General features: G+C 37.1%; 11 protein-coding genes. 9 read left to right on the top strand and 2 right to left on the bottom strand.

Features of this window, described 5'->3' with window-relative positions:
* Positions 1-25: 25 nt before the first annotated feature.
* Entirely contained in the window at positions 26-688 is a 663-nt protein-coding gene (locus FNW07_RS08950) for a thiamine diphosphokinase (RefSeq protein WP_126742750.1), read from the top strand.
* Here the strand turns inward: FNW07_RS08950 and FNW07_RS08945 are convergent, their stop codons facing one another.
* Positions 689-1558 (bottom strand): alpha/beta fold hydrolase, encoded by an 870-nt coding sequence (locus FNW07_RS08945; RefSeq protein WP_126742751.1) that lies wholly within the window; start codon positions 1556-1558, stop codon positions 689-691.
* Positions 1559-1699: 141 nt separating this feature from the next.
* Between FNW07_RS08945 and rlmF the strand changes: the two genes are divergently transcribed.
* From rlmF to FNW07_RS08925, 4 genes are all read left to right on the top strand, one after another.
* On the top strand, positions 1700-2644 hold the full coding sequence (gene rlmF, locus FNW07_RS08940; RefSeq protein WP_126742752.1) for a 23S rRNA (adenine(1618)-N(6))-methyltransferase RlmF: 945 nt from the start codon (positions 1700-1702) through the stop codon (positions 2642-2644).
* Between the two features lie 251 nt (positions 2645-2895).
* Positions 2896-3429, top strand: coding sequence for a sigma-70 family RNA polymerase sigma factor (locus FNW07_RS08935; protein ID WP_126742753.1), 534 nt, complete (start codon positions 2896-2898; stop codon positions 3427-3429).
* 46 nt (positions 3430-3475) lie between these two features.
* Positions 3476-5467, top strand: a complete 1992-nt coding sequence (gene uvrB / locus FNW07_RS08930) for an excinuclease ABC subunit UvrB (protein ID WP_126742754.1) — start codon at positions 3476-3478, stop codon at positions 5465-5467.
* A gap of 109 nt (positions 5468-5576) precedes the next feature.
* Entirely contained in the window at positions 5577-7757 is a 2181-nt protein-coding gene (locus FNW07_RS08925; protein ID WP_126742755.1) for a prolyl oligopeptidase family serine peptidase, read from the top strand.
* A 48-nt stretch (positions 7758-7805) separates the two neighbouring features.
* Here the strand turns inward: FNW07_RS08925 and FNW07_RS08920 are convergent, their stop codons facing one another.
* On the bottom strand, positions 7806-8207 hold the full coding sequence (locus FNW07_RS08920; protein WP_126742756.1) for an excinuclease ABC subunit B: 402 nt from the start codon (positions 8205-8207) through the stop codon (positions 7806-7808).
* Positions 8208-8345: 138 nt separating this feature from the next.
* Here FNW07_RS08920 and FNW07_RS08915 point away from each other — a divergent pair, with 138 nt between their 5' ends.
* The 4 genes from FNW07_RS08915 (at position 8346) to FNW07_RS08900 (ending at position 12554) form a co-directional block, all read left to right on the top strand.
* Complete coding sequence (locus FNW07_RS08915) at positions 8346-8762, top strand: DUF1456 family protein (protein ID WP_126742757.1); 417 nt, start codon at positions 8346-8348, stop codon at positions 8760-8762.
* 113 nt (positions 8763-8875) lie between these two features.
* Positions 8876-10609 carry an FAD-binding protein gene (locus tag FNW07_RS08910; RefSeq protein ID WP_126742758.1) on the top strand — a complete coding sequence of 578 codons (1734 nt, stop codon included), beginning with the start codon at positions 8876-8878 and terminating at the stop codon, positions 10607-10609.
* 10 nt (positions 10610-10619) lie between these two features.
* On the top strand, positions 10620-11480 hold the full coding sequence (locus FNW07_RS13880; protein ID WP_126742759.1) for a class I SAM-dependent methyltransferase: 861 nt from the start codon (positions 10620-10622) through the stop codon (positions 11478-11480).
* A gap of 3 nt (positions 11481-11483) precedes the next feature.
* Positions 11484-12554 carry a hypothetical protein gene (locus FNW07_RS08900; RefSeq protein WP_126742760.1) on the top strand — a complete coding sequence of 357 codons (1071 nt, stop codon included), beginning with the start codon at positions 11484-11486 and terminating at the stop codon, positions 12552-12554.
* Positions 12555-12635 lie beyond the last annotated feature (81 nt).

The raw sequence follows: 12635 nt of genomic DNA, 5'->3' as shown, positions 1-12635 counted from the left end.
ATTTTGAAACGATAAACTTCAACCTATGTCTTCACACCATATCGTTCGCGATGATCAGGAACCTGCCTTAATCATTGCCAATGGCGCAGCCTGCAGTAATGAATTACTCGGACAATTATTGGAATGGTCACCATTAGTTATTGTTCTGGATTCTGCTATCGAACGGGTGTTGGAATTGGGCATAAAAGTCGACGTGTTATTGGGGGATTTCGACCGTGGTTTTGATGCCAGTCATTATAGGGAAATGCAGTATCCTATTGAGATCGTACACACGCCGGACCAGAATAAAACCGATCTGGAAAAAGCTTTTGATTACCTCTACGAAAGAAATATTCCTGCGGTGAATGTGGTTTGGGCAACCGGAAAACGGGCCGATCATACAATATCCAACTTAACAAATATGGTGCAGTATCGCGAACAGCTGAAAATCGTTATTCTCGATGATCATTCCAAAGTCTTTTTATTACCTAAGAAATATGAAAAATGGTATCCGGTCAATACTCCAATTTCTTTAATTCCTATTGGACATGTAACGGGAATCCATTCCGAGAATTTATTTTATCCTTTAACCAATGATAGCCTGACAATTGGTTACCGAACCGGGAGCAGCAACCATGTAGCCGCAGACGGTATCGTAAAAATTGAACACGACGAAGGCGATTTATTGCTAATGGAGTGTTTTGATTGATTATAATTTCAATTCCAGTAATGCTTTCCGGATCGTTTCAAAATCACTCCACGGAATAAAATGATCAGCATCCTGAATTGAAATAATATCGATGGATTTGGCATTTACAAACACTCTTTTCATAAAAGCGACATTACTGTAAGGAACCAATCGGTCTTTTGTCCCATGAATAATGGTCACATCACAGGTAATATTTTTAAGGAAAGGTTCCATATCAACCAAATCCTGTTTCAGCCACCATAATTCGTCATTCGCCGGACGCATTGCACCCGGAATCAAATATCGGATGGGTTTCATTTGTATGACGTAACGCCACTTTTCAGGTTTCTCTGCATTGGGGTCAATCGAACCAGCCAAAATGATTAAATGTTTGTATTTAGAAGGTTCTTCTGTTGCCATTTTGACGATTAACGGTCCACCCATGGAATGACCTACCAGAGCAATCGATTGTTTATTATCAATCGTTTTCAAAAAACCAACAAGTAATCGAGATTGGGTTTTCAAATCTTGGGCTTCGCCAAATTCACTATTTCCAAAACCGGGACGGTCTATTGAAATCATCCGGTATTTTTGAAGTAATAATGTATCAATCAAATAGTTTTTATAAGCATCCCAACTTCCGGGAGAACCATGGATAAAAACCAAAGTAGGTTTGTTTTCGGTTCCTGTCTGGACATAGTGGAGCTTATGTCCGTCAACAATTATTTTCTTATCTACAAACCCAATTTGCGCTTTATCGAAAAATTTTTTGGTCTTTTTAGGTGACGTGCGCATCATCATACAGGACTGACAAAAAATGACATAGGAAAACAATACTCCAAAAAGGATGTATTTTATTTTACACCGAAATTTAAACCCTTTTCTTGTCATGAAGTCACATTTTGTTTATCTCTTAAAAGTACATAATTTTTAATTCTCCAATACGAAACCGCACTAAATCCTTCGAATCATTTCATAAACTCCTGATTTTGCCAAAAATGGATTGCTTATCTTTGCAGTGAAATGAAAGAAATGAAACCGAAAGAAATTATAGAAAAAACGAATATGCACCCAAAAAATCTTCACCGATCGGGTTATGACTTCAAACAATTAATATTGAGTAATCCCCAATTGGAAAAATTTGTAGGGATTAATCAACACGATATCGAAACTATAGATTTTAGTAATCCTGATGCTGTTAAGGCTTTAAACAAGGCACTGCTTATTGAATATTACGACATCCAGGATTGGGATATCCCGCAAAATTATCTGTGTCCACCAATCCCCGGAAGAGCCGATTACATCCATTATATCGCTGATTTACTGGCTTCGACCAATAACGGAATCATTCCCGAAGGCGAGACTGTCCAAGGGTTGGATGTCGGTATTGGTGCCAACTGCATTTATCCTATTATTGGAAATTCAGTGTACGGATGGAGTTTTGTCGGAACCGACATTGATGAAGCTGCGATTCAGAATTGCAAAAAAATCATTGAAGCCAATCCCAAACTGATTGACGCCATCAGCCTGCAATTGCAGATTGAATCCCGTTTTATCTTTAAAAACATAATGGAACCCGAAGACAAATTCGCTTTTACGATATGTAATCCTCCTTTTCATTCCTCTCAGGCGGAAGCAACAAAAAGTACGATACGGAAAATCAATAATTTGGAAAACACCAAAACCACAAAACCTGTGCTGAATTTTGGAGGTCAAAATGCTGAATTATGGTGTGAAGGAGGTGAACTGGGTTTTATCACTCAAATGATATATGAGAGTGCGAAGTATCCGATGCAATGTTTATGGTTTACCACTTTGGTATCCAAAAAAGACAATCTTTCCAGCATCTACAAAACGTTAAATAAAGTCAATGCTGTTACCGTCAAAACGATTGATATGGCTCAGGGCCAAAAGACCAGCCGAATTGTGGCATGGACTTTTCTGAGTGAAATCCAGCAGAAAAAGTGGCAATATTAAAAAAAAGTAGTTCATTTTGCGTCTTTTTTGGAAATCTAAAGTCTTATGTATATAACTTTAAATTTTTAACGAAATGAAAAATACCGAAGAGAATACCAAAAAATGTACTTGTAAATGTACCGAATGTCAAAATGGACAATGTGCCAGCTGCACTTGTGAAAATTGTGACTGTGGCGATTGCAAATGCTAAATAAATCCAAAACCCAAAAGCAATCTTGTTTTTGGGTTTTATCTTTATATGAAATTAGATTATGGAAACACATAATATATGGGAGGATTTTTCCGGAATGCTGAAAAAATACATCTTCAGTAAAGTAAAGGATGAGTATATTACCAAAGATATCCTGCAGGAAGTTTTTATAAAAATCCACCTGAATGTAAATAAAGTAAAAAATACGGAAAGCCTGAAATCTTGGCTTTACACAGTCGCGCATAATGCGATTATGGATCATTTCAAAAATAGTTCTAGGCAGCCACCATTATTGGAACCTGCAGAAATCGAAGAAAATTATGACCATTCGGCTAAAAACTGCATCTTGCCCATGATTAATTCGCTTCCGGATAAATACAAAGAAGCATTACTATTGAGTGAAATCAATGGTAAAAAACAAAATGAGGTAGCTGAGATATTACACATTTCACTTTCGGGTGCCAAATCCAGAATCCAACGCGGACGTAAATTGTTGCAGGAAGGTTTTATGAGTTGTTGTGACTATAAGTTAAACTCCAAAGGACTTCTTATCGGGGAGCACCAAGAAAAAGAAAATTGTAAGGTTTGCAAATAAACCAAACTTCGTACTTTTGTAGATTCCACAGTAATAAACAATATAAATGAAATTCAAAGTAGTATCTGATTACCAACCAAAAGGCGACCAGCCGCAGGCGATTGAAAAATTAGCTCAGGGTTTGGTTGATGGCGAACGTTTTCAGACATTACTAGGCGTGACAGGTTCCGGAAAGACATTTACTGTGGCTAATGTCATTGAAGAAGTACAGCGGCCTACTTTAGTATTGGCTCATAATAAAACATTGGCGGCCCAATTGTACTCCGAATTCAAACAATTCTTTCCCGATAATGCGGTTGAATATTTTGTATCCTATTACGATTATTACCAACCCGAAGCTTTCATTCCGACAACCGGTGTTTTCATTGAAAAAGATTTATCTATCAATGAAGAACTTGAAAAGATGCGTTTGAGCACAACCTCATCCCTGCTTTCGGGGCGGCGGGACATTATTGTCGTTGCTTCGGTTTCGTGTTTATACGGTATTGGAAATCCGGTGGAATTTCAAAAAAATGTTATTTCGATTGCCAAAAACCAAGTCATATCGCGAACCAAATTGTTGCAGCAATTGGTGCAAAGTTTGTATGCCAGAACAGAAGCCGATTTCTCAGCGGGGAATTTCAGGATTAAAGGCGATACGGTAGAGGTATTCCCAAGCTATGGTGATGATCCGTTCCGGATTCATTTCTTTGGTGATGACATTGAGGAAATCGAATCATTTGATATTAAAAATTCGAAAGTAGTTGAGAAATACGATAAGCTAAATATATATCCGGCCAATATGTTTGTGACTTCACCGGATGTGCTGCGAAGTGCTATCTGGGAAATCCAACAGGATTTGGTCAAACAAATGGATTATTTCAAGGAAATCGGTAAACATCTGGAAGCCAAACGTCTTGAAGAACGCACCAATTTCGATTTGGAGATGATTAGGGAATTGGGTTATTGTTCAGGAATTGAGAATTATTCACGATATCTGGACGGCCGTTTGCCCGGAACAAGACCTTTCTGTTTATTGGATTATTTCCCAAAAGATTATTTGATGGTGGTCGATGAAAGCCACGTCACATTGTCTCAAGTACATGCAATGTATGGCGGAGACCGAAGCAGAAAAGAAAATCTGGTGGATTATGGATTTCGTCTTCCTGCAGCAATGGACAACCGTCCGCTGAAATTTGAGGAATTTGAAGCGATGCAAAATCAAGTCATTTATGTATCGGCGACACCCGCAGATTATGAATTGCAGAAAACCGATGGTGTGTATATCGAGCAAGTTATCCGTCCGACTGGATTGTTGGATCCTGTGATTGAAGTGCGCCCGAGTTTGAACCAAATTGACGATCTTATTGAAGAAATTCAATTGCGCTGTGAGGTGGACGAACGGGTTTTGGTTACAACCTTAACCAAAAGAATGGCCGAGGAACTGGCAAAATACTTAACAAAAGTCTCGATACGTTGCCGCTACATCCATTCAGATGTGGATACTTTGGAACGAATTGAAATCATGCAGGATTTGCGTAAAGGGATTTTTGATGTGTTAATTGGGGTGAATCTACTGCGTGAAGGATTGGATTTACCGGAAGTTTCCCTGGTTGCGATTTTGGATGCCGATAAGGAAGGTTTCTTAAGAAGCCATCGTTCCTTGACCCAAACTATTGGCCGGGCTGCGAGAAACCTTAACGGAAAAGCGATAATGTATGCAGACAAGATTACTGCCAGCATGCAAAAGACAATTGATGAGACGAATTATCGCAGAAGCAAGCAGATCAATTTTAATACTGTCAATAATATTACACCGCAAGCACTGAACAAGAAAATCGAAAGTGCCTTTACCAAAAACCCGTTGGTGGAATACGAACTGGGCCATACATTCAGCAAAGCTGCAGAACCGGATACCGCCTATATGTCCAAACCTGAACTCGAAAAAATCATCCGAGAAAAACGCAAAGCCATGGAAAAAGCAGCCAAAGATTTGGATTTTATGCAGGCTGCCAAACTTCGGGACGACATTAAAAAACTTCAGGGACAATTAAGTTAAAATTTATAAACAACTATTAATCAGTTATTTGAAATAAATACTTAATTTTACATTGCTCTACACGTCTACCTAGTCTTTCAATTTTTGAATTTAATTAAAATCAATTGATATGAAAACTAGATTCACTCTCCCCTTTGCGTTTTTGATTTTTGGCATCTTTTCACTACAGGGCCAAATAAAACCACAGTTGACACCTGTAAAAATGGTGACCGACGAGTATTACGGCATCAAAGTAAATGATCCTTATCGGTACCTGGAAAACCTAGAAGATCCACTGGTTCTGGATTGGATGAAATCCAACGCCAATTATGCCAGAGCTACGTTAGATGCGATTCCGGAAAGACAGGCATTGCTCAATAAACTGTTAGAATTGGATAAAAGGGAAGGCGCCATAATATACAATTTGAGGATTTTGGAAAATGACCATTACTTTTATCTGAAAGTCAATCCAGAGGATGAGACCGGAAAATTATACCATCGGCAAGGATACAAAGGTGAAGAGAAACTACTATTCAATCCGGAGGAATATAAAAAAAGCAGTGGTATCCATTACACCATCAGTTCTATAAGCCCAAATGACAAAGGAGATTTAGCCGCATTTGAAATAGCTGCTAATGGTTCCGAGAGTTCCGATTTAATTATTATTGACATTAACGGGAAAATTTATCCGGAAATCATTGATCGATGCTGGTTCAGTTCGGCTTCCTGGCTTCCTGACGGCAAATCATTTCTGTATAACAGGTTATCTTCCGCTGACGTCAAAAACATGAATCGGGAATTGAATTCCAAAACATACATCCACAAAGTAGGTGATGATCCCAAAAATGACATCGATTTTTTTTCCAATACTACCAATCCGGAGTTGAAAATCCTCCCGGAAGAATTTCCTATGGTTTATTTCCATAAAAATTCGAACACTCTTTTTGGAATGGTCATAACTGTCGATAAACGCTATAAAGTATATGTCGCACCATATCCTAATAATCAGGGGCCAACGACCTGGAAAAGTCTGATCCAACAAAGTGATGAAGTCACCGATTTTAAATTCAGTAAAGAAAATATCTATTACTCCACGTTCAAAAATGCTCCGAATTATAAAATCATCAAAGTCCCTTTCAGTGATTCCAATATTAAAAATGCCAAAACGGTCATCAAGGAACCTAAAAAAGGACATATTACGAATTTCGCTGTAACGAAAGACGGACTTTATTACAGCATCACTGAAAATGGTGTTCAGGCAAAAGTCTTTTTTCTGGAAAATGAAAAAACAACACCCGTGGAATTAAAACTACCATTCGCAGCCGGTTCCGCTTTTTTTGAAACCAAAGACGAACGATTCAGCGATATCTGGATTACCGTTACAGGCTGGACCTCTCCTACCAAGCGATATCTGTACAGTCCCGAAACGAATAGTTTTGAATACCAACCACTGTCAAAAGCAATTGAATATCCCGAATTTAATAATTTGGTGGTCAAAGAAGTGATGGTACCTTCTCATGATGGAGTAATGGTTCCGGTTTCTATTATTTCGAATAAAAGAACCGAAATGAAAAGCAATAATCCTGTCTTGATGTTCGGTTATGGAGCTTATGGAGCATCGATGGATCCTTATTTCAGTTCTTCTCTTTTAACGTATTGTACCTATGGTGGTATTTTGGTCATTCCACATGTTAGGGGTGGTGGTGAAATGGGTGATGCGTGGCATAAAGCGGGTCAAAAGACGACCAAGCCAAATACTTGGAAAGATTTGATTGCTTCCGCAGAATATCTCATCGCCAATAAATATACTTCCCCAAAGAAAATCGCCATTGCCAGTGGTAGTGCAGGAGGAATACTTATTGGACGAGCCATAACGGAAAGACCTGATCTTTTTGCAGCAGCGGTTCCATTGGTGGGTTGCCTGAATCCGGTGAGAATGGAAAATTCCCCCAACGGACCTGTCAATACACCCGAATTTGGAACTGTCAAAAATGAGGAAGAATTTCAAGGGCTGTTAGCCATGGATTCCTATTTACATGTGAAAGACGGTGTAAATTATCCGGCGACATTAATTACCGCCGGAATGAATGATCCGAGAGTGATTGCATGGGAACCAGCCAAGTTTGCCGCCCGACTACAGGCAGCCAATGGTTCCGACAAACCAATTTTGTTTTACACCGATTTTGAAGCCGGGCACGGTATGGGCAATTCAAAAACCAAGTCAATCGAATCACTTGGAGATTTAGTCAGTTTTTCATTATGGCAAACCGGACAGGAAAAATTCCAGCCGGCAAAAAAATTAAAAAACTAAAATTCATATAAAATAAAAAAAGACTATCAATTGGTAGTCTTTTTTAGTTTAATTCAGCTGCTCCTGAAAAGCAGTAATTAATATTTGGGGTTCTATTATCTGATTTGGTGACTCTTTCATTATTTGGAGAATTTTTTTCATAGCGGCGGGATTGAGTCCCATTTTGATACCGATTTCTTTTATGGCAATAATTTCATTTTCATGTAAAACCTCATCCACATGCATTAATAAAGCCAAACGGTAAAAATGCAGGATTCGGGTAAATTCATCCTTTATGACCGTCAATTCATCCCTTTTTCGGAACAAATCCAAAAAGGTTTCCTTTTCAATTTGCAATTCGGTCGAAACCAACAAAAGAAAATCATATTCATAATCATGTAGTTCGCCATCTACAATTGCAAACGCAATCATTTCAGAAAGTAGGCTTATTTTATCTTCGCGTGTCGACATGTCATTTCTATTTTTAACAAAAATAACACAATTTAAAATACAAATGCAAACAAGAGGACGCTATCCTACAGATTCTAAAAAGGGAATACTATCAAAATCCTTTTCAAAATGTGTACCTTTGCACTTTAAAATACAATTATGACTAACAACGATATCCTTAAAAAACTCCGTGTGGCTTTAATGTTGCGCGATGACCAAATAGTAGAAATTTTAGAATTGGTTGATTTCAGAATTTCCAAATCAGAACTGGGCGCTTTTTTCCGTGCGGAAGACCACGAAAATTATGTGGAATGTGGCGACCAAGTCTTGCGTAATTTCCTGAACGCATTAGTGATTCACTTACGTGGAACAAAGGAAAACCCTAAAAATCCCGCTGATGTTTTGAACAAAAATAAAACAGCAATAAAATCAGCAAGTCAGGATCCCGAAAAAGCAAGAGGCGACAAAGAGCCGGCGAAAAAACCATACAAAAAACAAGCACCAAATAAGGCTACCCCAAAAATTCAGGTCGTCGAAAAAGTGCGTTATAATAATGGTAAGAATAAAAAATCCTAAGTTAAACCTTAGGATTTTTTTATATATATTTGAGAACTGAATTAAAAATCCCAATTTATTGGCTTCCATTTCTTATTCATTCAAGATTTATTAAAATCAATCCAAATATCTAAATGGCATTTAAAGATAAACTCCCTGTAAGTTATTTGCTTTTTACAAACAGAGGTAGAATCAATAGACGGAGTTATTGGACTGTATCAATATTTATTTGGACTTCTTTCTACATCCTTTTTACTCTTCTTACCTACACTATTTCTTATTCTGCAACGTGGTTTATTTATCCGTTATTGTTTTGGGCATTAATTGCCACGGCAACAAAACGTCTTCAGGATAGTGACAGAAGTATCTACTGGCTTTACTCAGTGCTTATTCCTGTATTTGGTCCCATTGTACTCATTTATTTTTTAGGATTTAAAAAAGGAAATGTTTCTTCAAATCGGTACGGGAATGTTCCTGGTTCAGCATCTGATTATTTTAAAAATGGAAATGCACAAGAAATTCCACATTTGAAAACCGAGGAAAGAATTATAAATGACATAACACAATTGAATCCCGTACTTGTTTCAAAAGTTGCAATACCTGCTACGATAGAAGAACTGCAAAACCTGATTAAAAATTCAGAAATTCCAATTTCAATTGGCGGAGGAAGATTCAGTATGGGAGGACAAACGGCCAGTTCAAATAGTCTTCATATTGATATGAGAAAATTGAATGCCATTCTTGATTTTTCAATAGAAAACAGAACAATTACAGTACAAGCCGGAACCCGATGGTGTGATATCCAACAATACATTGACCAGTATAATTTGAGTATTAAAATCATGCAGACATATGCCAATTTTACCGTAGGTGGTTCCTTAAGCGTCAATGTCCATGGACGATATATTGGTATGGGTGCCGTTATATTATCCGTAAAATCATTGAAAGTGATTTTAGCAAACGGAGAACTCATCAAAACTTCCCCCACTGAAAATCCGGAACTTTTTTACGCTTCTATTGGCTGTTATAATGCAGCTATGGTAATTGCAACTGCAGAATTTGAGTTAGAAGAAAACATACTGGTTAAGCGGATTCAAAAAAAGATGAAACGCGAAGAGTACAAAAAATATTTTTTTGAAAATATACGGGAAAATGAAAAAGTGATTTTTCATAACGGAGATATTTATCCTCCTCATTACAAAAACATCAGAGCAGTAAGCTGGATGAAAACGGATGAAAAGCCTACCGTAAAAACCAAACTCATGCCTTTGGCTGCCGCCTATCCAATAGAGCGGTATTTCATTAGTGCATTTAGTAGAAGTAAATTTGGAAAATGGCGGAGAGAATATATTATAGATCCACTTTTATATTTGAGTAAAAAAGTACATTGGAGAAATTACGAAGCAGGTTACGATGTTGCAGAATTAGAACCCGAATCAAGAAAAGACAGCTCGTATATTTTGCAGGAATATTTCATCCCGGCGATTAAATTTGATGAATTTTCCACTCAAATGTCCGAGATTTTCATCCGATATAACGTAAATGTCCTTAATGTATCAATACGTCATGCAAAAGCAGACCCCGGTTCTTTATTAGCTTGGGCAAAAGAAGAAGTTTTTGCATTCGTAATCTGGCACAAACAAGGAACAATTGCGGCCGAGAAGAATAAAGTAGCCGTATGGACTAGAGAATTAATCGATGCCGCAATCGCATTGAATGGCTCATACTATCTGCCCTATCAGGCTCATGCTACAAATGAACAATTTCATAAAGCCTACCCAAATGCACAGAAGTTATTCGAAATAAAAAAACAACTGGACCCGGAATTCAAATTTAGAAATGTAATTTGGGATACATATTATAAATAAAACTAAGAAAATGAATACACCAATATCAGAATTCAAGACAGTTTTTGCAGACACCACATTAAGCGATTCATTTTATCGTTTTCTGCAAGTAATTTTTCATTTGTATCCGGAAGACAAATTCCATCATCTTATTATAGAAAAAACAAAACAAAAAAATTCCGATGAAGAAATTTACAAAGCCATACAAACTGATCTTTCAACGATAAAACCTTTTCTTTCAGAGATAACATATGCTCTTCCTGCATTAAAGAAACAGAAAAAAGAGATGGCAAAGCAAGTATTGCAGCTTTTGGGAAATAAGAAAAAAATTGACGGGTATTTGGAAATCGGTTCCACCGGAAGATATCTAAGTGAATTAAAAAAACATATTACTATAACCGGTAATGTAGTGCTTACAAATGATATTGCACCAAACTCTTCTTTGGCAGATATTTTTGAAAGAGGACAAATTAATAAGCTCGGTAAATTTATCCCATTGAACAATTATCAACCGATAAGTCAAGAAGAAATTGCTGACGAAAGCATTGATGTGGTAGCTTGCCATATCGGCCTGCACCATTGTCCAACAGCATTATTAGATGGATATATAAAATCAATTCACCGAATTTTAAGAAAGGGAGGGCAGTTTATCATGAGAGACCATGATGTAAAAACTCCTGAAATGGCAACATACGTTTCGTTGGTGCATACTGTCTTTAATTTAGGTTTAAATGAAACATGGGAAAAAGACAATTCCGAATTCAAATCATTTAAATCAATTGATGAGTGGAGTACTATTATTACGTCTTATGGCTTTTCAGATAGTGGAAATAGGATTATACAGGAAAAAGATCCCACTGATAATACGCTACTTTCATTCATCAAATTGTAATTCATGAAACGGCTTAGGATATTAACTTTTTTCTCAGTTCTGCTGGCAGGATCGATTTTCTTTTTGAAAAAAACAAGTCCAACTACAATTGTAGAAAATGAGGGATTGACCATCAAGAAAGAATGGTTATCCATCAATAAGAATTCCATAACACCAAAAAAAGATGTCCGGCCTGCAGATCAGACGTTCTTGACTTTTACTGAATGGTACCTAGTTTTCAGTCCCGAAGAACAAGCCAACTATTTTAAACATCATACTGCGAGCAGTTTTCCATTTATGAGTCATACCGCCCAGATCTGGGAAGGTTATAACGTTATGAACGACCAGATTAAAGGCAATTTCCCACCTAATGAAGGCTATCAATTTATGATTTGGGTAATTGGTACCAGTGCATCAGTTGAATATTCAATTAAGGCATGGTATGAAACTATAATAGGCAGGATAACCGATACTGATAAAGTATTTACTGATGAAGACCAGTTAAATGCTAAGTTCACCCAAGACTATGTTGATTTTATCAAAGACAGGCCCTGGTATGAATTTGACTTTAAAAGCCGCCTTAAATCTTTATGGGGTTCAACTTCTATTTTTGATAATCATTTTGCCAGAAAAATGGAACGCAAATATATCCTCACTTCAGAATTACTTGTAAAGATAGCCTATGGCAAACTTATTGGATTAGGAACAGAAAAAGTCTATGATGAAACCTTACCTACTACTTTAGTGGCATTGGATTCACCTTCAACACAAAATTTAATGGCTGAAAAACGGAACCAGACATTAGTAGACCTTCCGAGATATGATAAATTCAACGGAGCAATTTGCAAATTAGCTTATAAAGGTTACCGGTTTAAGGAAATTGCCGGAAATAATTCCGCTATCCTAGTTACTGTATTGTCACCGATAAATAAAACCCTCAATCTAGGAAATGCTCAGATTGTTTTTGAACAGCCTATTTCTTCAGATTTAAAAATGCAGCGGATTGCAGTTGCCATACCAGTACCTGAATTAAACACATTGCTCATCCAATTGAATAAAGATCATATTAAAGTGGAACACATATTTGACTTCTAGGAAAAAGAATATTTCGGTTTCAAAACTAATCAATTAAACAAAAAAATCCTGAGCTTTCACTCAGGATTTTCTAATATATAA

This window comes from Flavobacterium sp. GT3R68, assembly GCF_007109225.1.
Classification (GTDB): Bacteria; Bacteroidota; Bacteroidia; order Flavobacteriales; family Flavobacteriaceae; genus Flavobacterium.
Note: the sequence above shows the minus strand (reverse complement) of the source record. Positions and strands in the feature narration are given on the sequence as shown.